The 23,808-nt window shown below is 65.0% G+C and carries 22 protein-coding genes; 2 read left to right on the top strand and 20 right to left on the bottom strand.

Features of this window, described 5'->3' with window-relative positions; genetic code table 11:
• From RDM88_RS05265 to RDM88_RS05210, 12 genes are all read right to left on the bottom strand, one after another.
• On the bottom strand, positions 1 to 533 hold a 533-nt coding region (locus RDM88_RS05265; protein WP_308753821.1), incomplete at its 3' end, for a radical SAM protein.
• Complete coding sequence (gene rnc, locus RDM88_RS05260) at positions 530 to 1,228, bottom strand: ribonuclease III (protein ID WP_308753820.1); 699 nt, start codon at positions 1,226 to 1,228, stop codon at positions 530 to 532. The genes RDM88_RS05265 and rnc, both read right to left, overlap by 4 nt.
• A 1-nt stretch (position 1,229) precedes the next feature.
• Positions 1,230 to 2,252 carry a phosphate acyltransferase PlsX gene (gene plsX / locus RDM88_RS05255; RefSeq protein ID WP_308753819.1) on the bottom strand — a complete coding sequence of 341 codons (1,023 nt, stop codon included), beginning with the start codon at positions 2,250 to 2,252 and terminating at the stop codon, positions 1,230 to 1,232.
• A gap of 2 nt (positions 2,253 to 2,254) precedes the next feature.
• Entirely contained in the window at positions 2,255 to 3,574 is a 1,320-nt protein-coding gene (trmFO, locus tag RDM88_RS05250; protein ID WP_308753818.1) for a methylenetetrahydrofolate--tRNA-(uracil(54)-C(5))-methyltransferase (FADH(2)-oxidizing) TrmFO, read from the bottom strand.
• Positions 3,571 to 5,694: a type I DNA topoisomerase gene (topA, locus tag RDM88_RS05245; RefSeq protein ID WP_308753817.1), complete on the bottom strand. Its 2,124-nt coding sequence runs from the start codon at positions 5,692 to 5,694 to the stop codon at positions 3,571 to 3,573. Before topA ends, trmFO begins: the two co-directional genes overlap by 4 nt.
• A 66-nt stretch (positions 5,695 to 5,760) precedes the next feature.
• Complete coding sequence (gene dprA, locus RDM88_RS05240) at positions 5,761 to 7,017, bottom strand: DNA-processing protein DprA (RefSeq protein WP_308753816.1); 1,257 nt, start codon at positions 7,015 to 7,017, stop codon at positions 5,761 to 5,763.
• Between the two features lie 22 nt (positions 7,018 to 7,039).
• Positions 7,040 to 7,837: an RNA methyltransferase gene (locus RDM88_RS05235; RefSeq protein WP_308753815.1), complete on the bottom strand. Its 798-nt coding sequence runs from the start codon at positions 7,835 to 7,837 to the stop codon at positions 7,040 to 7,042.
• 71 nt (positions 7,838 to 7,908) lie between these two features.
• Positions 7,909 to 8,262, bottom strand: a complete 354-nt coding sequence (rplT, locus tag RDM88_RS05230) for a 50S ribosomal protein L20 (protein ID WP_101550913.1) — start codon at positions 8,260 to 8,262, stop codon at positions 7,909 to 7,911.
• 26 nt (positions 8,263 to 8,288) lie between these two features.
• Complete coding sequence (gene rpmI / locus RDM88_RS05225; protein WP_308753814.1) at positions 8,289 to 8,492, bottom strand: 50S ribosomal protein L35; 204 nt, start codon at positions 8,490 to 8,492, stop codon at positions 8,289 to 8,291.
• Positions 8,485 to 9,039: a translation initiation factor IF-3 gene (gene infC, locus RDM88_RS05220; RefSeq protein ID WP_243107394.1), complete on the bottom strand. Its 555-nt coding sequence runs from the start codon at positions 9,037 to 9,039 to the stop codon at positions 8,485 to 8,487. Before infC ends, rpmI begins: the two co-directional genes overlap by 8 nt.
• Positions 9,040 to 9,233: 194 nt before the next feature.
• The gene (gene addA, locus RDM88_RS05215; protein WP_308753813.1) at positions 9,234 to 12,764 is read right to left on the bottom strand and encodes a helicase-exonuclease AddAB subunit AddA; all 3,531 of its coding nucleotides are present in this window, start codon (positions 12,762 to 12,764) and stop codon (positions 9,234 to 9,236) included.
• Positions 12,757 to 16,083 carry a PD-(D/E)XK nuclease family protein gene (locus RDM88_RS05210; RefSeq protein ID WP_308753812.1) on the bottom strand — a complete coding sequence of 1,109 codons (3,327 nt, stop codon included), beginning with the start codon at positions 16,081 to 16,083 and terminating at the stop codon, positions 12,757 to 12,759. The genes addA and RDM88_RS05210 overlap by 8 nt, the downstream gene beginning before the upstream one ends.
• 187 nt (positions 16,084 to 16,270) lie before the next feature.
• Between RDM88_RS05210 and RDM88_RS05205 the strand changes: the two genes are divergently transcribed.
• Positions 16,271 to 16,633 (top strand): DUF4180 domain-containing protein, encoded by a 363-nt coding sequence (locus RDM88_RS05205; RefSeq protein WP_308753811.1) that lies wholly within the window; start codon positions 16,271 to 16,273, stop codon positions 16,631 to 16,633.
• A gap of 209 nt (positions 16,634 to 16,842) precedes the next feature.
• On the opposite strand, the gene RDM88_RS05200 is transcribed toward RDM88_RS05205, so the two are convergent.
• From RDM88_RS05200 to RDM88_RS05175, 6 genes are all read right to left on the bottom strand, one after another.
• Positions 16,843 to 17,370, bottom strand: coding sequence for a 2-oxoacid:acceptor oxidoreductase family protein (locus RDM88_RS05200; protein WP_308753810.1), 528 nt, complete (start codon positions 17,368 to 17,370; stop codon positions 16,843 to 16,845).
• Positions 17,370 to 18,125: a thiamine pyrophosphate-dependent enzyme gene (locus RDM88_RS05195; protein WP_308753809.1), complete on the bottom strand. Its 756-nt coding sequence runs from the start codon at positions 18,123 to 18,125 to the stop codon at positions 17,370 to 17,372. Before RDM88_RS05195 ends, RDM88_RS05200 begins: the two co-directional genes overlap by 1 nt.
• Complete coding sequence (locus tag RDM88_RS05190) at positions 18,125 to 19,198, bottom strand: 3-methyl-2-oxobutanoate dehydrogenase subunit VorB (RefSeq protein ID WP_308753808.1); 1,074 nt, start codon at positions 19,196 to 19,198, stop codon at positions 18,125 to 18,127. The genes RDM88_RS05195 and RDM88_RS05190 overlap by 1 nt, the downstream gene beginning before the upstream one ends.
• A 40-nt stretch (positions 19,199 to 19,238) precedes the next feature.
• Complete coding sequence (locus RDM88_RS05185; protein ID WP_308753807.1) at positions 19,239 to 19,445, bottom strand: 4Fe-4S binding protein; 207 nt, start codon at positions 19,443 to 19,445, stop codon at positions 19,239 to 19,241.
• 38 nt (positions 19,446 to 19,483) lie between these two features.
• The gene (locus tag RDM88_RS05180; protein WP_308753806.1) at positions 19,484 to 20,164 is read right to left on the bottom strand and encodes a cobalamin biosynthesis protein CobQ; all 681 of its coding nucleotides are present in this window, start codon (positions 20,162 to 20,164) and stop codon (positions 19,484 to 19,486) included.
• A gap of 222 nt (positions 20,165 to 20,386) precedes the next feature.
• Positions 20,387 to 20,590: a hypothetical protein gene (locus tag RDM88_RS05175; protein ID WP_308753805.1), complete on the bottom strand. Its 204-nt coding sequence runs from the start codon at positions 20,588 to 20,590 to the stop codon at positions 20,387 to 20,389.
• Positions 20,591 to 20,819: 229 nt separating this feature from the next.
• Here RDM88_RS05175 and putP point away from each other — a divergent pair, with 229 nt between their 5' ends.
• A complete protein-coding gene (putP, locus tag RDM88_RS05170; protein ID WP_308753804.1) occupies positions 20,820 to 22,310 on the top strand; it encodes a sodium/proline symporter PutP in 1,491 nt (496 codons plus the stop codon).
• Positions 22,311 to 22,363: 53 nt separating this feature from the next.
• On the opposite strand, the gene RDM88_RS05165 is transcribed toward putP, so the two are convergent.
• Both RDM88_RS05165 and RDM88_RS05160 read right to left on the bottom strand, forming a co-directional pair.
• The gene (locus RDM88_RS05165) at positions 22,364 to 22,996 is read right to left on the bottom strand and encodes a lactate utilization protein (RefSeq protein WP_308753803.1); all 633 of its coding nucleotides are present in this window, start codon (positions 22,994 to 22,996) and stop codon (positions 22,364 to 22,366) included.
• 32 nt (positions 22,997 to 23,028) lie between these two features.
• Complete coding sequence (locus RDM88_RS05160) at positions 23,029 to 23,721, bottom strand: HAD hydrolase-like protein (protein ID WP_308753802.1); 693 nt, start codon at positions 23,719 to 23,721, stop codon at positions 23,029 to 23,031.
• Positions 23,722 to 23,808: the final 87 nt, after the last annotated feature.

Here is a 23,808-nt window from a genome sequence, read left to right as displayed (position 1 = left end):
AGCCGCTCGGCGGTCCTGAAGTCGCGCGCCTCGTCCGAGCCGTAAAGCCCCGTCATCATCTGGAGCCCCAGCTCGAACCCGGCCTCCCGCACAAGCCGCGCGGCGCGCTCCACGTCGGCGGCGGTGTGGCCGCGCCGGTTTTTCATGAGCACCCCGTCGTCCATGCTCTGCGCGCCGAGCTCGACGGCGGTCACCCCGTACCGCCGCAGGAGGTCCAAAACCTCCCCGTCGACCGCGTCGGGCCGGGTGGAGACCCGGATTCCCCGGAACGCGCCGCCCACAAAGGGGGCCGCCGCTTCGAGCAGCTCGAGCATGTAGGCACGGTCGATGGCGGTGAAGCTGCCGCCGAAAAAGGCGATCTCCGCGTCGGTATCCGCTCCCGCGAGCGAGCGCGCCGATTCGGCGCAGAGCGCCGAGACCGATTCCCCCGTCGGGGCCTCCCGCGCGCCCGAGATGCTTTTCTGGCTGCAGAAGCTGCACCGCCTCGGGCAGCCCGCGTGGGGGACGAAAACCGCAAGGTTCGCGTGTCTCACGGGCACTCGCCCATCAGGCGCAGCGCCTCGCGGGCGGCCGCCTGCTCGGCGCTCTTCTTGCTGCCGCCGCGCCCGCTGCCGATCACGTTGCTGTTGAGGTGCACCTCGACCACAAAGGACTTGTTGTGGTCGGGGCCGGACTCCTCGACGAGCGCGTAGGACAGCCGCTCCTCGGGGTTCTTCTGGATGATCTCCTGGAGCATCGTCTTGTAGTCGGTGAAGGCGAACTCGTCGCGGTGCTCGAGCGTGTCCACGACGAAGCCGAGCACAAACCTGCGCGCCGGCTCTATCCCCCCGTCAAGGTAGACCGCCGCGAGCAGCGCCTCAAACGCGTCGGCCAGAATCGATGGGCGGGTGCGTCCCCCCATCATCTCCTCGCCGCGGCCGAGTTTGAGGTAGTCCCCCAGCGAAATCTGCCGTGCAAATTCACAGAGGGATTTTTCGCACACCATCGCGGCGCGCAGCTTGGTGAGGTCCCCCTCCGCGAGGTGGAAGGTGTGGAAGAGGTAGTCGGAAACGATGATCGAAAGCACCGCGTCCCCCAAGAACTCCTGCCGCTCGTTGCTCGAGAGGTTTTTCTTCATCTCGTTGGCATAGGAGGAGTGGGTCAGCGCGATGTCGAGGTATTTGCGGTTCTGGAAGGCGTAGCCGATCCGCTCCTCGAGCGGGGCCGTGTCCTTTACATGTGCTTCCATCTCAGCCCTCCGTCCGGTTGTCCGCGGCGTTTGCCCTGAGCTGCGCGAGCGCGCCGCTGATCTCGCTGATCACGCCCCGCTCGGTGTACTCCTTGGCCTGGCGGATCGCGTTTTTGAACGCCTTGGCGTTCGAGCTGCCGTGCGCCTTGATGACCGGCTTGGAGATGCCCATCAGCGGCGCGCCGCCGTACTCGGTGTAGTCCATCTTCTTTTTGAAGGAGAGCACGCCCTTGCTCAGGAAGACCGCGCCGATCTTGGAGGCCGCATTGCGGAAGAGGATGCCCTTGAGCTCCCTGGAAAACCACGAGCCGAGCCCCTCGGTCAGTTTCAGCACGACGTTGCCGACGAAGCCGTCCGCCACCGCCACGTCGCATTTGGTGAAGGGCAGGTCTCGCGGCTCGACGTTGCCGATGAAGTTGACCGGCGCGTGCTGCATCATCCGGTAGGCGTCGATCTGTAATTCGAGCCCCTTATTCTCCTCCGTGCCGATGTTGATGATGCCGACGCGCGGACGCTCGACGCCCAAGACATGCTCCATGTAGGCGCTGCCCATGATGCCGAACTGCACGAGCATCTCGGGGCGGCACTCGGCGTTCGCGCCCATGTCGAGCAGCAAGTAGCAGCCGTCCTGCGAGGGGATGACGGTCGCGAGCGCGGCGCGCTTGATCCCCTTGATGCGCTTGACGAAGAGGGACGCGCCCACGACGATCGCGCCCGTGCTCCCCGCCGAGACGAAGGCGTCCCCCTCGCCCGAGGCGAGCATCTTCAATCCGACCGCCATCGTGCAGTCGTCGTACGACTTGACCACCTCGGTCGGGTCGACCTCTACCGGAATGACCTTCTCCACGTCGGTGATCGAGATGCGGTCGAGCGGAATCCGGTTCTTTTGGCACACCTCGCGGATGGTTTTTTCGCTCCCGCAGGCGATGATGTCGACGCCGTACTCCTTCACGGCCATGGCGCAGCCCCTGAGGACCTCGAGCGGCGCGTTGTCGCCGCCGAAGGCGTCCACAATGATTCTCATGATTACAAGACCTCCTGTTCTTCCTGCAAAACCTCCCGCAGGCGGCCGAGCCCCCGCTCGGCGATCATCTGGTAGCGCTGCTGCTTGTCCCGCACCCGTTCGCCGAGCGGGGGCAGCAGCCCCATATTGCAGCCCATCGGCTGGAACTCCGCGACGCTTTCGTCGCTGATGTAGGCGCACAGCGCCCCCGACATCGTGTCGCGCGGAAGTTCCAGCGCGGGCAGCCCGCGCAGCCTGCGCGCAAGCTGCTTCCCTGCTAGGATTCCCGACATGGCCGACTCAATATACCCCTCCACGCCGGTAATCTGCCCGGCAAAGCAGATTCTTTCCTCCCCGCGCAGCCGGAAGGCAGCGTCCAGCAGGCGGGGCGAATCGAGAAAGGTGTTGCGGTGCATCACGCCGTACCGCGCGAATTCCGCCCGCTCAAGCCCCGGGATCATCGAAAAGACCCGCTTCTGCTCCCCGAATTTGAGGTTCGTCTGGAAGCCCACGAGGTTGTAGAGGCTCCCCTCGCGGTTTTCCCGCCGCAGCTGCACGACCGCCCACGGGCGGTGTCCGGTGCGCGGGTCGCGCAGGCCGACCGGCTTGAGCGGCCCGTAGCGGATGGTGTCCGGGCCGCGCCGCGCCATGATCTCGATCGGCATGCAGCCCTCGTAGACCTTCTCCTCCGGGCGGTCGAAGCTGTGCAGCGGCGCGCCCTCGGCTTGGAGCAGCGCGTCGTAGAACCGCTCGTACTCCTCCCTTGTAAAGGGGCAGTTGATATAGTCGTCCTCCCCGCGGCCGTAGCGCGCCGCGAAAAAGACCCGCTCCCGGTCGAGCGAATCGAAGGTGACGATCGGCGCGGCCGCGTCGTAGAAGCTCAGCGAACCGCCGCAGCGCGCCTCGATGTCGGCCGCGAGCGCGTCGGAGGTGAGCGGCCCCGTCGCGACGATCACATTCCCCTCCCCGGGGATGCGCGCCACCTCGCCGGGGACGATCTCGATCCGTTCGTGCGCGCGGACGCGCGCCGTCACGAGCGCGGAAAACGCATCCCGGTCCACGGCAAGCGCGCCGCCCGCCGCCACGCTCGTTTCCTCTGCGCAGGCGACGACCAGCGAGCCCATCATACGCATCTCTTCCTTGAGCATCCCCGCCGCCGAGCCGATGCGCTGGGCCTTGAGCGAGTTGGAGCAGACCAGCTCCGCGAAATTTTCGCTGTGGTGTGCGGGGGAAAACTTCCGCGGCTTCATCTCGTGAAGCCGCACCGGAATTCCCGCGTTCGCCAGCGCCCACGCGGCCTCGCAGCCCGCGAGCCCCGCGCCGATGACCGCGACCGGCGTCATTCCTCGTCCGCGTCCCCGGCGGAGGACTTCCCTTTCACCGGCCGCGCGTAGTCGCAGCCCTCCTTGAGGCAGTGGATGAGCGCGCCGCGCCCCGTCTTCTGGAAAAGGGCCGCGCCGCATTTGGGGCAGGGCTCCGAAAGCGGTTTGTCCCACGTCATGAACTTGCACTCAGGGAAATGCTCGCAGCCGTAGTAGCCCTTGCCGTTCTTCGACTTTTTGGCGAGCACCTTGCCGCCGCACACGGGGCAGAGCCCGCCCGTCTCCTTGACGATCTTCTTGGTGTTGCGGCACTCGGGGAAGCCCGGGCAGGCGAGAAATTTGCCGAACCGGCCGGTCTTGATGACCATCTTGCGCCCGCACAGCTCGCAGACCACGTCGGTCTCCTCGTCGGGGACCTTGACGCGGGTGCCCTCCATATTCTTTTCCGCCGTCTCGAGCGTCGTCATGAAGTCCCCGTAGAAGCCGTCGAGCACCTGGGTGTAGCTCTCCTTGCCCTCCTCGACCTCGTCGAGGCTCTTTTCCATATTGGCGGTGAAGTCGATGTCGACGATCTTGGAGAACTGCTCCTCCATCAGCTTGGTCGTCACCTCGCCCAGCGCGGTCGGCTTGAGCGCCTTGCCCTCCCGCTCGACGTAGCCGCGCGCCAAAATCGTCGTGATCGTCGGCGCGTAGGTGCTCGGGCGGCCGATGCCGTTCTCCTCGAGCGTCTTGATGAGGGAGGCCTCGGTGTAGCGCGCGGGCGGCTGGGTGAAGTGCTGGTTGGGGGTGAGCTGCTTGAGGGCGAGGACGCCGCCCGTCTCAAGCGGCGGTAGCGCCGCGGAATTCTCATCGTCCGAGTCCTTGGACTCCTCGTAGAGCACCGTAAAGCCATCAAACTTTACCGTGAAACCGGACGCCTTGAACAGGCAGTTCGCGGCATTGATGTCGACCGCCACAGTGTCGAGCAGGGCGTTGGCCATCTGGCTGGCGATGAACCGCTCCCAGATAAGCTTGTAGAGCTTATACTGCTCGGCGCTGAGGTCCTTCTTGACCTTTTCGGGGGTCAGCGTCGGGTCGGACGGACGGATCGCCTCGTGCGCGTCCTGCGCGTTCTTCTTGGATTTGAAGACGCGGCGGGTCCCCGGCAGGTACTCCTTGCCGTAGGTCTCGGTGATGTAGGCTTTGGCGACGTCGGCGGCCTCGTCGGAGATACGCAGGCTGTCGGTACGCATGTAGGTGATGAGGCCCGTCGCGCCGATCCCCTCGATCTCGACGCCCTCATAGAGCTCCTGCGCGATCTTCATCGTGCGGCGGGACTGGTAGCCGAGCCGCCGGGAGGCCTCCTGCTGGAGGGTCGAGGTGATAAACGGCGGCGCGGGGGATTTTTTGCGGACCCCTTTTTTGACGCCCGCGACGGTGTATTCCGCTCCCTCGAGGGATTCGATGATCTTTTTGGCGCTCGCCTCGTCCGGGATGCCGGCGAGCTCGAGCTTTTTGCCGTCGATCGAATAGAGCTTGGCCGGGAAGGGCTTTTTCGCATGGCCCTTGGCGGCGAGCAGCGCGTCGATCGACCAGTATTCCTGCTGCTTGAAGGCGCGGATCTCCTCCTCGCGGTCGAGGATGATCCGCACCGCCACCGACTGTACGCGTCCGGCCGACAGCCCCTTGCGCACCTTGCGCCAGAGGAAGGGGCTGATCTTGTAGCCGACGATGCGGTCGAGGATGCGGCGCGCCTGCTGCGCGTCCACGAGCTTTTCATCGATCGTGCGCGGATGCTCCATGCCGTAATGCACGCCGCTCTTGGTGATCTCGTTGAAGGTGACGCGGTTCTGCTCCTTCATGTCGACGCCGAGCATCTGCGCCAGGTGCCAGGAGATCGCCTCCCCCTCGCGGTCCGGGTCGGTCGCGAGGTAGATGGCGTCGCTCTTCTTGGCGGCCTTTTTGAGGTCCTTGATGAGATCCTCCTTGCCCTTGATGTCGACGTACTGCGGCGCGAAGCCGTTGTCCACGTCGACACCCAGCTTGCTCTTGGGCAGGTCGCGGACATGCCCCATCGAGGCGACCACCTCAAACCCCTTCCCGAGGTATTTCTTTATCGTTTTCGCCTTTGCGGGCGACTCCACGATGACAAGATTGGACAACTTGTAACCATTCCTTTCCCGGGGAAACTCCCCTCTATCAATAAACGCGCCCACGCGCAGTCAATTTCAATTGGAATCCGGCGCTCCCGCCAGGTATCTTCCGCCCGGTAGCGCCCGCACCAGCCCGAAGAGCTCCAGCTCGGTCAGGGCGGCCAGCGCCTGCGCGGCGGTGAGTCCCGCGCGCCCGGCGAGCGGCTCCGCGCCCTCCGGCAGATCGCCGAGCACGGCGTAGAGGGCCCTGGCCTCCTCCGAAATCCCCAGCTCCCCGAGTTCCGCCGGCTCCGGCCGGCCGGCCATCGGGGCGGCCTCCTGCGCCACCATGAGCGGCGAAGCCTCCCCCATGCCCGGGCGCGGCACCCTGCGCGGCCCGTTTAAAGGCCGCTCGTCTGCTTCCCGCCCGGCGGCGCGGATTTTCCGCACCACCGTCTGCGCGTCAATCCCGGCCGGGAAGCGGCCGATATAGTCCTCCAGGATGCTGTAGACGTTCAAAACGAGCTTGGCGCCGTCCTTGATCAGCCGGTTGCACCCGGTCATGCTCGGGTCGAAAATCTCGCCCGGCACCGCGAAGACGTCCCGGTTCTGGTCGAGGGCGTGGCGCGCGGTATTGAGCGCGCCGCTCTGTTCGGGGGCCTGCACCACCACGACGCCCGCGGAGATGCCCGAAAGCAGCCGGTTGCGGATGTTGAAGTTGTAGCGCTGCGGGCGTTCCCCGAAGGGGAATTCGGTCATCAGCACGCCGCCCGCGTCGAGGATGCGCCGTTTGAGGCCGCGGCTTTCGCTCGGGTAGTCGACGTCGAGCCCGCAGGCGAGCAGGCCGACCGAACGCCCGTTCGCGGCAAGGGCTCCATCGTGGGCAGCGTAGTCGACGCCCACCGCGAGCCCGCTGGCCACGGTGCAGCCCACGGAGGCGAGGTCGTGGGCGAGGCGCTGCGCGCACCGTTCGCCGTAATCGGTCGAGGTCCGCGTCCCCACCAGCGTGAGGACCAGCTCCTCCCGCAGGCCGCGCAGGTCGCCCAGTACATATAATACACACGGCATACCGTCGATATTTGTCAAAGCCTCGGGATAATCGGGAGAGTCCGGGGTGATTACGCCGCACCCGCAACGGCGGGAGAGGCGCAGGGCCTCCTCCGCTCTTCTGAGGTCGGTCGAACGGATGCGCTCGATCTCCTTGGGCGCGAAGATTCCCGTGGCGCGCAGCTCCTCCAGGCCCATGCGGTAGAGCTCTTCGGGCGAACCGATCTCCCGGATCACCCGGTCCGCCTTGACGCTGCCCGCGCCGAGCGCCTCCTGCAGCCAGATCCAATAGAGCCCGTCCGCCATGCCGCGCACCCCCGAAATCAGTCTAACGGTACATTTCCCACAGGAAGACCCCCGCCGCCATCGCGGCGTTGAGCGATTCGCTGCCCGGCTCCATCGGGATGACGAGGCTTCCGGTGCAGCGGCCGATCACGCCGTCGTCCAGCCCGCCGCCCTCGTTTCCGATCACGACGGCGCAGCCGCCTTCGCCGAGCGAAACCTCCCGGAGGGTCTTCGCGTCCCGCCGAAGGGCGGCCGCCCAAACGGGCACGCCCGCCGCCTTCAGCGCGTCGATCCAGCCGCCGAGGTCGTCCGTCACCGCGGCGGGCACCCGGAAGACGCCGCCCATCGACGCACGCAGCACCTTGGGGCTGTAGAGGTCGGGGCAGTCGTCCGAAAGAAGGACGCCGCCGATCCCGAAAGCCGCCGCCGTGCGCAGAATGGTGCCCAGATTGCCCGGGTCCTGCAGCGAGGAAAGCAGGAGAAATTTGCCGTTACTGCTTATTTTAACAGGTTGCGTCCCGTTGTCAAGCATGCGGAAAACGCCGAAAACGCCCTGCGGGCTGACCGACTGGGCGAGCTTGTCCGCCACGGCCGGGGTGATGCGGCAGAAGGTCTCCGCCGCGAGCGCAACGGGCGAAAGGGTATCGAACGCGGCGTCGAACGCCTCCCCGGTGGCGAAGAGCTCGACGGGGAGATATCCCGCCGCGAACGCCTCCCCGGTGAGCTTGGCCCCCTCGGTCACGAAGAGGCGCTCCTCATAACGCGCCCTGCGGGAGCCCGCAAGCCGGACATACCGCTTGACGGAAGGGCTCTGGCGCGAAGTGATCTCTTTTTCTGCCACGGCGGGCACCTCCTTCCCCTACATACAAAAGATACGCCCGCGCGGATGCGCGCGGGCGTATGCGGTTCCTATTAGAGGGCGGCCTTCGCCTGCTCGACGAGCGCGGTAAACGCCGCGGCGTCGTTGATCGCGATCTCCGAAAGCATCTTGCGGTTGAGCTCCACGCCCGCCTTCTTGAGGCCGTTCATGAAGGTGCTGTAGTTGACGCCGTTCATGCGGCAGGCCGCGGAGATGCGGGTGATCCACAGCTGGCGGAAGTTGCGCTTTTTCTGCTTGCGGCCGATGAAGGCGTAGTTGCCCGACTTCATCACCTGCTGTTTGGCCATTTTAAAGAGCTTGCTCTTGGCGCCAAAGTAGCCTTTGGCAAGCTTCAGTGTCTTTTTCCTTCTCTTGCGGGTCATCATTGCGCCCTTAACACGAGCCATATCTATTTACCTCCGTCTGTTTCCGATTATTTGTAGGGAACGAGCAGCTTGATCGTCGCCACGTTGGTCTTGTCGGCATAGGCGCCTTTACGCAGACGGCGCTTGCTCTTGGCGGTCTTTCCGTGCCCGTTGAGCAGGTGGCTCTTATAGGCGTGCGCACGTTTCACCTTTCCGTTCTTGGTAAGCTTAAAGCGCTTTTTGGCACCGGTGTGGGTCTTCAGCTTAGGCATTTTTGTTTCCTCCCTTAATATTGGTTGCGGGCTTCGGTGAGATAAACATCACCATGCTGCGGCCCTCGAGCTTCGGCTGTTTCTCAACGTTGCCGACCTCGGCCACCGCTTCGGTGAAACGCTTCATGATGCTCGTCCCCAGCTCGGGATGCGCCATCTCGCGGCCGCGGAATCGCAGGGACGCCTTCACCTTATCCCCGCCCTCAAGGAACTTGATGGCGCGGTTCACCTTGGTGTTGAAATCATTGGTGTCGATGTTCAGAGAGAGGCGGACCTCCTTGATCTCGATCACCTTCTGATTTTTCCTTGCTTCCTTCTCCCGCTTCGCCTGCTCGAATTTGTACTTGCCGTAGTCCATGATCTTGCAGACGGGCGGCGTGGCCTGAGGAGCGATCTTCACGAGGTCAAGGTTCTTTTCGATCGCCATGTTCTGGGCCGTCGCAAGCGGCACAACGCCGAGCTGTTCCCCCTCCGTGCCGACCAGACGCACTTCCTTGTCCCTGATCTCCTCATTGATGAGCAATTCCTTGCTGCTAATACGAAACACCTCCAAAGCCTTTTTTGCATTGCATTGAAAACGAGCGTGGGCAGAAACCGCCCACGCTCGTCGAATCAACCACAGTCTCCCCCGCAGGGGAAATCGCTATTGACCAGCCGCCCACCGGCGGCGAGGTGAGAACAGAAACTGCTCTACTTTGTTTACCGAATTATGATACCACGATAATCAGCCCGTGTCAACACCTAAATGACGATTTCCTTTGACAGCGCGAAGGAGTAGAGCACGCACTCCCTGACCGGCATGCCCAGCGCGCCGCCGAGCACCTTCCGGTAGAGCTCGAGCTGCACCCGGTAGCGTTCGACCAGCTCCGCGGGCGTTTTGACCTGGTCGGTCTTGTAGTCGACGATCACCGCGCCGCCCTTTTCCGCAAAGACACAGTCCGCCACCCCCTGGACCGCCGTCCTGCCGCCCGCGTCAAAGAGGCCGGTGTACTCCCCGAGCGTCTCCTTCCCCACCTCGGCCAGAAAGCGCAGCTCCCGCCACACCCTGTCCGCGCGGAAGATGCGCCCCGCCAGCGGCGAGCGAAAGAACGCCGCGAGCTTCCCGGCGTCGATCGCGTCCGCCTCCTGCCGGGAGAGGAAGCCCTCCCGCGCCATCCGTTCGAGCTCGGCGCAGACGTCCTCCGCCGCGGCGCGGTAGTCGGAAAACTGCATGAACTTGTGGAGCGCGCTGCCCCGCTGCGCGGCGGTGAGCCCCCGCTCCTGCAAAAAGGCAGGGCGTCCCGCAAAGCGGTAGCTCCTGGCGAGTTCCCCCTTGGAGATCTGCGAAACGGCCATCTTGGTGGGAATCCGGGTCTCGGGCGCAAAGGGATAGCGCCAGGCGAGCCTCCGCTCCAGCGCCTCGGTGAGCGCCGGGTCGGGCGGGGGAAGCGCCTCCCCCGCCGCATCCGCCGTTTCGGGCGGGTCGCCCTCCACCGGCAGGATCGAGACGGAGAGTTCCGCCTGCGCCGGGACGGGGTCGGCCTCGACGCCGTACTGCGCGAGCAGGCCGGCCGCGCCGGGGTGGTGGACCGCAGCCATCAAAACCCAGTCGAGGCAGCTCGCCGCGCCGCGCACCTGGTAGGGCGGCAGCTTGCCGTTTTCCTCCGGCGCGGACGCCAGCCCCGCGAGTTTCTCCCCCGGCTTGGAGAGCGTCCCGGTCAGGATGAGCCGCTGCTTTGCGCGGGTGAGCGCCACATAGAGCACCCGCAGCTCCTCCGAGAGCATCGAACGCTCGATCGCCAGCCGCAGCGCCTGCATCGGCACGGTGGAAAACTGCGTCTGCAGCCTGGGGTCTCGGCGCACGCAGGCGAACCCCAGCTCGGTGTGCAGCAGCGTGCTGCCGTTTAAATCCTGGCGGTTAAACTGCTTGGCGCAGTCGCAGAGGAAGACGACGGGGAATTCCAGCCCCTTCGAGCGGTGGATGCTCATGATCCGCACGACGTCCGCCTGCTCCGACAGGCTCGCGGCGGGCGCGAAGTCGCCTCCCCGCTCGATCAGCCGGTCGACGAAGCCGACGAAGCCCGAAAGCCCCCGGTAGCCGCTCGCGTGGTAGTCGCAGGCGTACTGCACAAGCAGCAGCAGGTTCGCGCGGCGGGAGGCGCCCATCCGCATCACCTGCGCCTTTGCGAGGCAGCCGCACTCGTCGTAGACGCGGCGGATGACCGCGTCGGCGGTCGCGCCCGCCGCGAACCGCCGCAGCCGCGCGAGCGTCTCGCAGAATTCACGGCAGTGCGCGTCCCCCTCCCCGGCGCGCTTCTGCACCGCCGTGTAGAGGGGCGCGCGCCGGTCGGCGAGACGGATATGGGCCATCTCGTCGGCGGTAAAGTCGAAAAGGACGGACATCATCGCCGCCGCGAGGTCGACGTCGAGCAGGGGGTTGTCGATCACCCGCAGCAGCGCGACGACCGGCGCGACCTCCCTTGAGGTTAAAAAGCCGCTCTTCGGCTCCGCCCAGACGGGCACGCCCCGTTTTTGCAGCGCTTCCAGGTAGGTCTGCGCCCGCCCGGAGGGGGAGCGCAGCAGGATGCAGATATCCGACGGGCGGATCTTCCGCAGGGCGTCACCCTCCGCGACGAGCTCCCCGCGCTCGAGCATCCCGGCGATCTCATCGGCGGCGCAGTCCGCCTCGACCTGTACGCGGGTCCGCTCCCCCGCGTAGCCGGTGAGGTCCAGAAGGCGCAGTTCGCACCCGGCGGGGGTCCCCTCGGGGAAGCTCCCGCCGGGGATGAGCGCCTCCTCCCCGTTGTAGTCGATCTCGCCGATCTCCTCGCTCATGAGCAGCGAAAAGAAGAAGTTGACGCTCCCCGTCACCTCCGGCGCGCTGCGGAAGTTCTTCCCGAGCGTGATCCTCGCCGGGAACTGCTTGCCGTCGTAGGGGGCGTAGCGTTTTTTCTTCTCCATGAAGAGCTCGGGGCAGGCCTGGCGAAAGCGGTAGATGCTCTGCTTGACATCCCCGACGAGGAAGAGGTTCCGCTCCTTTTGCGAGACGGCGCGGAAGATGATCTCCTGCGCCGCGTTGGTGTCCTGGAACTCGTCGACAAGCACCTCGTCGTAGCGCTCCGACACCGCCCGGGCCAGCGGGGTCTTGACGTACCCCTCTCCCGCGGGCCGCACGAGCAGCGCGATCGCGTACTGCTCCATATCGGAAAAATCCATCAGGTTTTTCTGCTGCTTCTGCTCGGTGAACGCCCGGTCGAACGCCTCCACCAGTTCAAAGAGGGTCTCCACCATCGGGCGCAGGTCGGCGACGTCCTCGGAGAACTCCGCCGCCGTGGCGCAGAACTGCCGGTCCCGCAGCGCCTCGACGATTCCCCGGACGCTCTTGCGCAGCGCCTGCGCCGCCCCCTTGCGGGGGTCGTCCCCCCGGACGGGGCGCAGCTTCTCAAAGACGAAGCTCCCGAGCCGCGCGCAGGTCCCGTCCCAGTCGCGCGCCGCGACCGACTCCCGCACCCGCTCGAGCTGCCGCAGGTCGGCCCGCAGCGCGCCGCCGTAGGCGCTCTCCAGCGTCCCGTCCTCCTCCGCGAGGGCGAGCGCGCGCCGGGAGAGCGCGCAGGCGTACCCGAGCGCGTCGGCGGCGTAGCCGAGGATGCACTTGCCCCAGATCGAATCGGCGACCGGCACCCCCTCATTATAATAGGAGAGCTTCGCCTCCATCCAACTGCGGTAAAAGGGGTGGGAGCGCACGAAGTCGTAGAGGGAGAAGAGGGTGGTAAAGACTCGGCTGTCGTCCCGCCCGGTGCTGAGCAGCTCGACGAGGCGGGCAAACCGTCCGCCGTCCTCCCTCGAGAAGAACTCCTCCACCACGCCGCGCGCGCAGTCCCGCCGCAGGACCTCCAGCTCCTTCTCGTCCCCCGTGCGGATGTTGGAGGCGACGCCGAGCAGCTGGAAGTTCTGCCGGATGAGTTCGCCGCAGAAGGCGTGGATCGTGCTGATCTGCGCCCGCCCGAGCAGGAGCTGCTGCCGGCGCAGGCGGGCGTTTTCGGGGTCCTCGGCGGCCAGCGCCGCCACCCGCGCCATAACGCGCTGTTTCATTTCAAGCGCCGCCGCGTTGGAAAAGGTCACGACGAGCAGCCGGTCGGCGTCGACCGGGTGTTCGGGGTCGAGGATGCGCCCGACCGCCCGTTCGACGAGCACCGCCGTCTTGCCGGAGCCCGCCGCCGCCGAGACGAGCACCGTCCCGCCGCGCGCCTCGATCGCATCCCGCTGCTGGGGAGTCCACTGACGCTCAGCCATCCGCCTCTCCCCCTTCCATCGCCTTGAGCGCGGCCGCGCGGTCAAGCTCGGCGAGCTTCCTCACCGCGTCGGAATCCTCGTGCCCGCAGACCGCGTGGTAATCGCACCAGTCGCACGGCCGGTAATCGCTCAGCCCGTCGACCGGCGCCGCGTCGATCCTCCCGCCCGCGAGGCTGTCCGCCAGCTCCACGAGCAGCCGCTCGACCTGCCGCCTGATGGTCCCCATCTGCTCGAGGGTGGCGAGCTGGCTGTGCGCGTCAAAGGAGCCGTCCTTCTTCGCCCTGACGGGGATATAGATTCCCGCGAGCCCCGGTTCCATCGCCGAGAGAACCTCCCGGTCCTCGAGCAGGATGCCGTTCATCCGCAGGCGTTTCTGCTGTTCCGCGCGCACCGCCTCCTCCGATGCGCCCCGCTCCGCCGAAACGACGCTGTCGCGCGCGGGCATGTAGAGCACGCCCGCCGGGACCGCCCCGCCCCCGGGCGCGTTCTCGCAGATCGAAAAGAGGTAGATGAGCATCTGCATGTTGAGCCCGTAGCAGACGTCCGACAGGCTGAAGCTCTTGTGCCCCGACTTGTAGTCGACGACCCGCACATAGCGGACCCCCTCCCGCTCATAGACGTCCATCCGGTCGACAATTCCCTCGACGATCACACGCGTGCCGTCGGGCGCGCGCAGGTCAAGGGGCTTTATCTCCGCGTCGAGGTTGATCGGCAGCTCGAAGGCCGCCGGCTCAAATTCGCTCTGAGCGAATTCCAGCGCCAGCCGCCGCAGAAGCCGCACAAGGGTGCCCACCAGCCTCCGGAAGAGGTACCGGAACCGCGCGGGCATCTCGTCGAGGTTTGCGATCTTGGCGGAGAGGTCCGCCTCGATGATTTCGGCGATCTCCCGCTCCAGCCGCGCGTCGTCGAGCGCGGAAAGCCCGCGGCAGCCGTACCTCCCGACCATCTTCTCAAGCACGAGGTGGATGAGGGAGCCCGACTCGATCGGGTTGAATTCCACCCTGCGGCGGGGGCTGATCCGCAGGCCCGCCTTGCAGAAATAGGAAAACGGGCACTGGTAGTACTGCTCGGCGCGCGACGGGGAGATGCGCACCTGCGCGCCGAAGAGGGCGCGCGCCGCCGCGCGGTCGCCCATGGAAAATTCCCGCGTCCCGGCGCACCGCGCGAGCGCCTCCATCCGCGCGGGCTCCCGCGCGGAAAACCACGCCCGCAGGGAGGCCTCGGCGGGCGTCCGCTCCCGCCAGCCGCGCGCCAGCTCGTCAAAGGCGGTGCGCCCGTTGGCCACCCGCCCGAGCGGCCCCGCCAAAGAGGACTCCACCGGGCACCCCGTCAGCGCGCGCACCCGGTCGAGCGCGGACGAGGGCGCGAGCGCCGCGCCCGCCGTATCCCGCAGCGGCCAGCTGACGCACAGCCGCTCTGACGCCTGTGTGAGCGCGAAATAGACGTAATACCGCTCGAAGAGGGCCGTTTGCCCCGGCGTGCGCAGCAGGTCGACCCCGCGCGCCTTGAGCAGGTCCCGCTCGGCGGCGGAAAAGATGCCCGCCGGCGTCTCCCACCGCGGGAAGATCCCCTCGTTGAACCCGATCACAAAGACGGCGCGCGGACCGTCCGGCCGGACGCGGTCGGCCGCGCCGACGATCACCTGGTCGATCGTCTGGGGGATGCGCCCGATATCGGCGGCGGAAATCCCCATGCGCAGCAGGTCGATCAACCGCCCGAGCGGCAGGCGCACGTCGGCAAGCGCCCCGCCGAACACGTCGAGCAGGCCGAGCAGCGCCTCCCAAACCTGCGCCGACATCTCGAGGAAGCGCTTCCGCTCCCCCTCCTCCATCCCGGCGGCACTCTCCTGCAGGCGGTCCGCCGCCTTCACCCGCTCGAGCCACCCGAACGCCGCCGCCGCAAAGCCGCGCCCGTCGCAGCCGGCTAGCTCATGCCGCAGCGTCACAAGCGGGCCGACCAGCTTTCTGCGGGTCTCGTTGATCCGTCCGAGCCGCTCCGCCTGCTCCTCGGTAAAACCCTCCGCCATCCCGTCGGGGTTGTTGGTGAAGTCCGTCCGCCAAGCCGCGCCCGAAACGCCCCAGACGAAGCAGTAGTTCTCCAGCTCCCCCGCCTCGGCCGGACCGATGCCGGTGACGCAGTTTTTGGCGAGCGCGAGCAGGTATTCGGAATCGAACCCGCTGCGCGCCGCGTCGAGCGCGGCCAGCAGCCCCGACGCGAACGGATGCACCTGGATATCGGCGCGCAGGTCGGCGAAGAAGGGGATTTCATAGCGCGTGAAGACCGTTTCGAGCGGCACGAGGTAGCGGTCGAGGTCCCGCCCGATCACCGCGATGTCGCGGTAGCGGCAGCCCTCCTCCCGCACAAGCGCGCAGATGTGCGACGCGACGAATTCCAGCTCGTCGTAGAGGTCCTCGCACGCGGCGAGCTTCACCCCCTCATGCGTTTCGCACCCTTCCGGCGCGGCGTCGGAAAAGGCTTCGGCGATGTGGGCGAGCGCGGGCCGCGCGAACCGCCTGGGTTCCCGCAGGACGGCCGGCGCGGCGACGGGGACCCCCGCCGCCTTCGCGTCGCGCACCAGGCGGTTGGCAGTCTGCGCGGCCGCGGCGAAAGCGCCCGTCTCGTCGGCGCAGGAGAGCCCGTCGCAGGGCAGCGCCGCCCACACCGCCGGGCTCCCCTCCAGAATCCGGCCGAGCAGCTTCCACTCCGCGCCCATGAACGCCATGAACCCGTCGATAAAGACGCTGTAATCCGCGAAAAACGACCGCCCCTCGAGCTTCCGGCAGGCGCGCCGCAGACTGTCGTCCGGGTCGCAGTAGCCGCGCTCAATGAGCGCCTGGTAGGTTTCAAAGATGAGCGCCACGTCGGAGAGCTTGTCCCGCAGCTCCTCCGACGCGTCCGCCGCCGCGGCGCGCAGCGTCCCGGGGTCCGCGCCCGCGGTCTTGAGCTCGCCGACCGCCTCGCACATCGCGGCGGCAAACGCCGCGCCCGAGACGTTCTTGCGGTAGGCGCGCAGCTCCCCGCCGATCTCGCCGAGCGCGACGCTCATGAGCAGCACCTTGGCCGTCTCGTCGAGGTGCACCCCCGCCAGCCCGCCGTATTCCCGGAAAATCCGGTCGCAGAGGCGCGTAAAGCTCAATACCTCCACGGCCAGCGCGTCCTTCGCGCCGAGTCCCCTGTAGAGGGCCTTCTCGCTCTCGAACGAATACTGCTCGGGCACCAGCAGGATCGCCTTCCCGCCGCCGCGCACGCACTCCGCGATCTTCCCGTGCAGCAGCGCCGTCTTTCCGGTGCCGGCCGCGCCCAGAATCAGATGCAGCATCCGTTCCACCTCCATTCATGCTTCCTATTCTACCACACTCCCCGCCCGGCGGACAAGCGGGCGGGAATTTTTCCCCTTTCCCCTTTTTCCCAGCGCCGCCGGTTTCATCCGCCTCCCATTGCAGACAGGCCCAATCGTGTGGTAAAATAGAACCGACAAATAATTTGCGAAGAGGGAAATGTGAAACATGACCATTAAAACAGTTGAAAATAACAACATCGTCTGCGCCATCATTGAAAGCGACGCCATGGTTATCACAGATGCGCAGTCCGCGTTGGATTTGCTGATGCAGGCAAAATATGACGCGGATACAAAAAACATCGTGATCGATAAGAGGCTGATAAAAGAGGAGTTTTTTATTCTCAGCACAGGCCTTGCGGGAGAAATTTTACAAAAGTATATCAACTATGGCGGGCGGATTGCTGTTTACGGCGACTATTCGCACTATACGAGCAAGCCGCTCAAAGATTTCATTTACGAAAGCAACCATGGAAAAGACGTCTTCTTCGTTTCAACAAAAGAGGAAGCCGTCGAGATGCTGACTCGATAAAGGAATGTTTGCCGGGCGGCCGCCATGAGGGGCGGCCGCCTTTTATCCATTTCGGCAGATGTTTTGGAAATAAGGGCCATGCCGGCGCGGGGCGCAAAAGGGAACGGGATTTTCCCCTTTCCCCCTTTTCCCCGGAAATGCCGCGCGCCCGGCGGACGCAAAAACGGCCCGGAAGGAAATCCTTCCGGGCCGTAAGTCCGGGCCGCCCCTCAGAGGCTCATGCCCAGCTTGATGGCGCGCATGTTCGGCTCGAGCAGGTGCTGCTTTTTGGGCGGCACGCACTTGGCCACGGCCGCCTCGACCGTCTCGAGCGACGCAAACTTTGCCTCCTGCAGGACCTTGCCGAGCAGGATGTTGTTGGAAAGCCCCTTGAGGCCCTCGGAATCCGCCTTTTCGGTGGCGGGGACGTAGAAGCATTTGATGTCGGTGCGCTCGCTTCTTTTGGCGATGAGCGAGCTGTCGACCACGGCGATGCCGCCCGGGGCGACCTTGTCGATGAACTTGTCGTAGGAGGGCAGGTTCATCGCGACGAACACGTCGGGGTTGAGCACCAGCGGGGAGCCGATCGGCTCGTCGGAGATGCAGACCGAGCAGTTGGCGGTGCCGCCGCGCATCTCGGGCCCATAGGAGGGCAGCCAGGAGACGTATTTGTCCTCGATGAGTCCGGAATAGGCCATGATCTTGCCGGCGAACAGGACGCCCTGGCCGCCGAAGCCTGCGAGCAGGATACTCTGCATTACGGACGCACCCCCTTCTCCGTCTTGTCGGTATAGACGCCCAGCGGATAGTAGGGCATCATGTTGTCGCGCAGCCACTGGAGCGCCTCCGAGGGGGTAAGGCCCCAGTTGGTCGGGCAGGCGGAGAGCACCTCGACGATCGAGAAGCCCTTCTTTTCCACCTGGCATTTGAACGCCTTTTTGATCGCGGCACCCGCCTTGCGGATGTTGGGGACGCTGTCCACCGAGACGCGCTCGGCGTAGGCCACGCCGTCGAGGGTGGAGAGCATCTCGCACACGTGGATCGGGAAGCCGGAGTAGGACACGTCGCGGCCGTAGGGGGTCGTCTGGGTGACCTGCCCGGGCAGGGTGGTCGGGGCCATCTGGCCGCCGGTCATGCCGTAGATCGCGTTGTTGACGAAGATGATCGTGATGTTTTCGCCGCGGGTCGCGGAGTGGACCGTCTCGGCGGTGCCGATGGCGGCGAGGTCGCCGTCGCCCTGGTAGGTGAAGACGACGCTGTCGGGCAGCGAACGCTTGACGCCCGTCGCGATCGCGGGGGCGCGGCCGTGCGCGGCCTCGATCATGTCGCAGCCGAAATAGTTGTAGGCCATGACCGAGCAGCCGACCGGCGCGATGCCGATCGCGCGGCCTTCGATATCGAGCTCGTCGAGCGCCTGCGCGACCAGCTTATGGATGATGCCGTGGGTGCAGCCGGGGCAATAGTGGGTGCTGACATCCAGCAGCGCGTGGGGTCTCTGATAGACGACGGCCATTACCGGTCACCTCCTGCCATTTTTTTGATTTCGGAGAGCACCTCGGCGGGGGTCGGGATGACGCCGCCGGTGCGCCCGAAGAAGGACACGGGCGCCCTGCCGTTGACCGCGATGCGGACGTCGTCCACCATCTGGCCCATGCTCATCTCGACGCTCAAAAACGCCTTCACGCCGCGCTCGGCCGCCTTTTCGATCGGCGCGTACGGGTACGGCCAGAGGGTCAGCGGGCGGATGAGCCCCACCTTGATCCCCTGCTCCCGCGCGGTGTTGACCGCGCTGCGGACGATGCGGGAGGTCGCGCCGTAGGCGACGACGACGTACTCCGCGTCCTCCACGAGGTACTCCTCGCAGCGGGTGTGCTTCGCCTTGACCTCCTCATAGCGCTGGAACCGCTCGAGGATCTTGGCTTCCAGCTCCTCCGGCTGGAGGTAGAGGGAGTTGACGATGTGGTGGGCGCGCTTATGCTGGTGGCCGCTGGTCGCCCAGCCGCTCTTGTCGTAGGTCCTGACCTGCTTCTCGGGGAAGGAGATCGGCTCCATCATCTGCCCGAGCATGCCGTCCGCGAGGATCATCGCGGGCATGCGGTAGCAGTCGGCGAGATCGAACGCGTCAAACACCATGTCGACCATCTCCTGGATCGAGGAGGGGGCGAAGACGAGCACGTGCAGGTCGCCGTGGCCGGGGGCGCGGGTGGCCTGCCAGTAGTCGGCCTGGGAGGGCTGGATGCCGCCGAGCCCCGGGCTCCCGCGCTGGACGTTGACGATCAGGCAGGGCAGGTCGGAGCCCGCCAGGTAGGAGATCCCCTCCGATTTGAGGGAGATGCCCGGGGAGGAGGAGGAGGTCATGGCACGCACGCCCGCGGAGGCCGCGCCGTAAACCATGTTGATCGCGGCGATCTCCGACTCCGCCTGCATATATGTACCGCCGATCTTGGGCATCTTTTTGGCCATATAGGCCGCGACTTCCGTCTGCGGGGTGATGGGGTAGCCGAAGAAATGGTGGCAGCCCGCCTGGATCGCCGCTTCCGCGAGCGCCTCATTCCCCTTCATTAACATTTTTTGCGTGGATGACATAACGTCACTGCCTTTCGTGAATCAATTCTGTTTGAGGCCGCTATTTCTCAACGGTAATTGCGCAGTCGGGGCACATCGTCGCGCACATCGCGCAGCCGATGCAGCTCTCCATATCCGTCACGGTAGCGGGATGGTACCCTTTTCCGTTCAGTACCGATTTATCCAGAAAAATGATCTTCTTCGGGCAGACTTCCACACACAGGCCGCAGCCTTTACAGATGTCACGGTTCACCGTCATCTTTGCCATTGAAAACACCTCCTTAACTCTATACCGCCGCGGGACCGCTAGACTTCCCACGGTTTTTTTACATAAATATCCACCGGATAGATCTCCCGGCCGGGCAGCCGCTCCCCCACCCCGGCGGCGAGCTTTTTCCACGCCGTCGTGCAGAGCACGGGAATACCGTACCGACGCGCCGTCTCCTCGGCGTAGCCAGCCGACGAAACGATGTCGTCCGCCGTCGTGATGTCCGCGAGGTTGGAGTTGTTGACCACCGCCGTCGCCTCCAGCCGGGCCTTCCTCTCGATTTCGCCGAGGATTTCGGCGGCCTCCTCGCTCGTCTGGGTGAGATAGCGGTAGGCGTTCACGACGTAGAGCATGTCGCATCCGCCCGCCTCCCTGATCATGGCGCTGTAGCGGCCGAGCGCGGCCGCGCCCGCGTCGTCGCCGCCCACGTCGATCACCAGCGTCTTATCCGATTCGATGACCGCGTCCAGGCGCCCGTCGAGGGCGGGCACGTCGAGGTTGGACCGCGCGTAGACGGGCGCGATCAGCCCGATCCCTCTCTCCTCCAGCAGCGCGCCGAAATCGGCGCTGCGGAAATAGGGGTTTACGATATCGAGGTCGACGAGGATCACGTCCCGGCCGGCGGCCTTCAGGTCCACCGCGAGGTTGACCGAAAAATTGGTCTTCCCGCTGCCGTAGTGGCCGACGACCAAGACGATCCGTTTGAGATTGGTCAGCATAGGCGCTCCCTTCCGCGAAAGCGTTACGTTTGATTATAACATTCTGCATGATTATTCACAAGGCAACGGAAGAATTTCCAGCTTTTCCACAAATGCGCTTTAAAATACTGCATCAATAAAGTATGAAATGTACAAAAACGATTCATGCAAAAGCCACCGGAAAAAGTATATAAAAAAACCTTCCCGCAATCCGGGAAGGTCGTGAAAATCGTCCCTAAATTGCTACTTTTTCTTCTTTGCGGACAGTACGACATAGACAATAATAAGAATTACGGATACCACAAGAAGCCCGCCCATAATCGGCAGGAGCATCCCGGAACCGTCGCCCGTATTCGGGATAAGCGCAAAAGAAGGAGTGGCAAGGCAGACCGCACAGCAAAGCGCGGCCAGCAGCGAAGCGATTCTCTTGGAAATCCGGTTCAACATATGCCAAAATCCTCCGAAAAGGTAGTAAAAACTGCGGTGCCCTGATAAACTCTAATTATACGCATATTTTGCCCGCTGTCAACAGAATTTCTGCAACTTTTGAAATCCGCCCTTGCATTGAATTGGGGAATTTTGTATAATAATGGATAAGATCTGTAGCTCACTATTGCGGCAGTGAGAGAAAGCGCCCCCATCCGACATCTGAGACTGAAAATGAGGAGGAACCGCCATGCAGCTTGACATCGGCATCCTGATCGCATTCATCATCTATTTCGCACTGATGGTGTGGATCGGCTTCTACTTCTACCACAAGTCCAATAACATCTCCGACTATTTCCTCGGCGGCCGCAGCCTCGGAAGCTGGGTCACCGCGCTGAGCGCGCAGGCCTCCGACATGTCCGGCTGGCTGCTGCTGGGGCTTCCCGCCGCGGCCTTCTGGTCGGGACTCTCCGCCGCGTGGATCGCCATCGGCCTCGCGCTCGGCACCTATTTCAACTGGAAGCTCGTCGCCGTGCGCCTGCGCAAGTTCACCTACGTCGCCGACGACTCGATCACCATCCCGCAGTATCTGCAGAACCGCTTCTGCAGCAAATCCACCGCGATCCGCAGCGTCTGCGCGGTGATCATCTTCGTCTTTTTCCTCGTCTACACCGCCTCCGCCTTCAGCACCGGCGCCAAGCTCTTCCAGTACGTCTTCCACTTCGACTACGTCGTGGCGCTGACGGTCGGCGCGGTCATCATCATCTCCTATACCTTCCTCGGCGGCTTCCTGGCCGCCTGCTGGACCGACTTCATCCAGGGGATGCTGATGTTCGCCGCGCTCATCGTCGTGCCGGTCGCCGCCGCCTTCACCACCTCGGGCATCTCCCCCGAGCTGATCGCGGGCTTCGGCGGCCCCAACTACCTCAACCTCTTCGCCGACGCGTCCGGCAAGGTCGCGCTCGTCACGATCGTCTCCGGCCTCGTCTGGGGGCTCGGGTATTTCGGGATGCCGCACATCCTCGTGCGTTTCATGGCGATCAAGGACAGCTCGATGATCAAAAAGAGCCGCATCATCGCGATGGTCTGGGTGCTTATCTCGCTGTGCGCGGCCGTCTTCGTCGGCATCGTGGGCATCGCCTTCCTCGGCGGGCGGGGCGTCTACGCCGACGCGGGCGCGGCGGAGGTCATCTTCATGGACCTCGTCACCCGCCTCTTCCCCGGCTTCATCGCGGGCATCTTGCTCTCCGCCATCCTCGCCGCCGCGATGAGCACCGCCGATTCCCAATTGCTCGTCGCCGCTTCGGCGGTCTCCAACGACTTCTACAAGGCGCTCTTCCGCAAGAACGCCTCCGACCGGGAGCTCATGTGGGTCTCCCGTACCGCCGTCATGGTGATCGCCGTCGCCGCCTACCTGCTCGCGCTCGATCCGAACAGCTCGGTCATGGGCCTCGTCTCCTACGCGTGGGCAGGCTTTGGCTCCTCCTTCGGGCCCGTCATCCTGCTCTCCCTCTTCTGGAAGCGGCTGACCATGAAGGGCGCGGTCGCCGGCATGGTGGTCGGCGGGTTGACCGTCGTGCTGTGGGAAAACATCCCCGCCCTGGCGGCTACCGGGCTCTATTCCCTCGCCCCCGGCTTCGTCCTCGCGTTCGTCGTGATTGTGGCCGTCTCCCTCCTCGACAGGGAGCCCTCGCAGGAGGTGCGGGACCTCTTCGAACGGGCGAAATCCGCGCAGATCTAACGGCAGTCAAAAGCGCCGGGAACGCGTTGCGTTCCGGGCGCTTTTCCGTATAGTCAGTAGCCGAGCGGCTCCCCGACGATGATCACCTTGATGCGGCCCTTGATCATCTGCTGGGACATCACGACGTAGTCGGAGCAGATGCGGTCGTCGCTGTGGCAGTCGCGGCAGATGCCGAGCACCTTGCAGGGGGTGCGCCGGTCGAGGCGGGTCGCGTTGGCGGGCGCGGCGGTGTCCCGCATGCGCATCCGCGCGGCCTCGAGGTCGGGCACGATCTTGTTGCAGCCCGCGACGACGATCACGCTCTTGGGGCCGTAGATCATCGCGGCGACGCGGTTTCCGCGGCCGTCGACGTTATAGAGCTCGCCCGCCTCGGTGATCGCGTTGCTGCTGCAAAAATAGGTGTCGCAGAAAAACGCCTCATGCTGGACCTGATCCTGGTCCGCGCCCTTCGCCTCCCGGTCGAGGCAGCGGTAGGCCCCTTGGCGCAACAGCTCCTTGATCCCGCACTCCTCGAGGGTCACCGAACCGCCCCACGAGACCGACTGTCCCTCGGGGCAGAGCTCCTTTACGAGTTCGACCGCCTCCGCGCGGGTCTTGACGTAGTAGGCGTCCATCTTGTTGTTCTGCAGATTGCCGATCGTCCGGTTGATCCTCTTTTCGAGGACCGCGCTGACATTTGCGTCCATGCTATCCCTCCGTCCAGCTTGTTGATCCACATCTATTTTACCGCGTCCGCCGCCGCATTGCAATCTCCGGTGCCGAAGAAAAAGGGCTCGAGGCAGGACGGGGACTCCGCCACATAGCGGCAGCCCAGCTCCTCCGCCTGTTCCGGCAGGAGTCCGAAGCCGTAGGCCGCCCCGACGAAATCGATCCCCGCCGTGATCGCGCCGTCCGCGTCGTAGACCGAGTCCCCGACCAGCACGACGCGGGACTTGTCCGTCCAGCCGAGCTGGCCGAGCGCGGTTTCGATGATGTCCTTCTTGGTAATCGCGTCTTTCTCGTCGTCCCGGTTGCCGACGCAGGCGTCGAACAGGTGGTCGATCCCCAGGTATTCCAGCAGGTGCCGGGCAATCTTTTCGGGCTTGAGGGTCGCAACGCCCGTTTTGACCCCCTGCTCCCGAAGCCGGCGGAGCAGTTCGGGCAGCCCGTCGTACACCTTGGAGAGGTAGCAGCCCCCCGCCTCGTAATCCTCCCGGAAGATCCACACCGCCTTTTCCGCGTCCTCGTCCGACATGCCGATGTAGGTCTTGAGGGAGTAGACGATCGGCGGGCCGATAAACTTGCGCAGGACCTCTTCGCCGGGCACCGGGCGTCCCATCCGCTCGAACATCCGGCCGAGCGACCGGAAGAGGCCGGGCGAGCTGTCCACGAGCGTCCCGTCAAAGTCCCAGAGCACCACCTGATATTTCATCCGCTTCATCCTATCTGCTGCCGCAATATTTTTATCAGGACCAGTATACCATACGCGCCCCGCCGAAATCAATCGGGCGCGGCGCGC

The organism is uncultured Anaerotruncus sp., assembly GCF_902490045.1.
Classification (GTDB): Bacteria; Bacillota; Clostridia; order Oscillospirales; family Ruminococcaceae; genus Anaerotruncus.
Note: the sequence above shows the minus strand (reverse complement) of the source record. Positions and strands in the feature narration are given on the sequence as shown.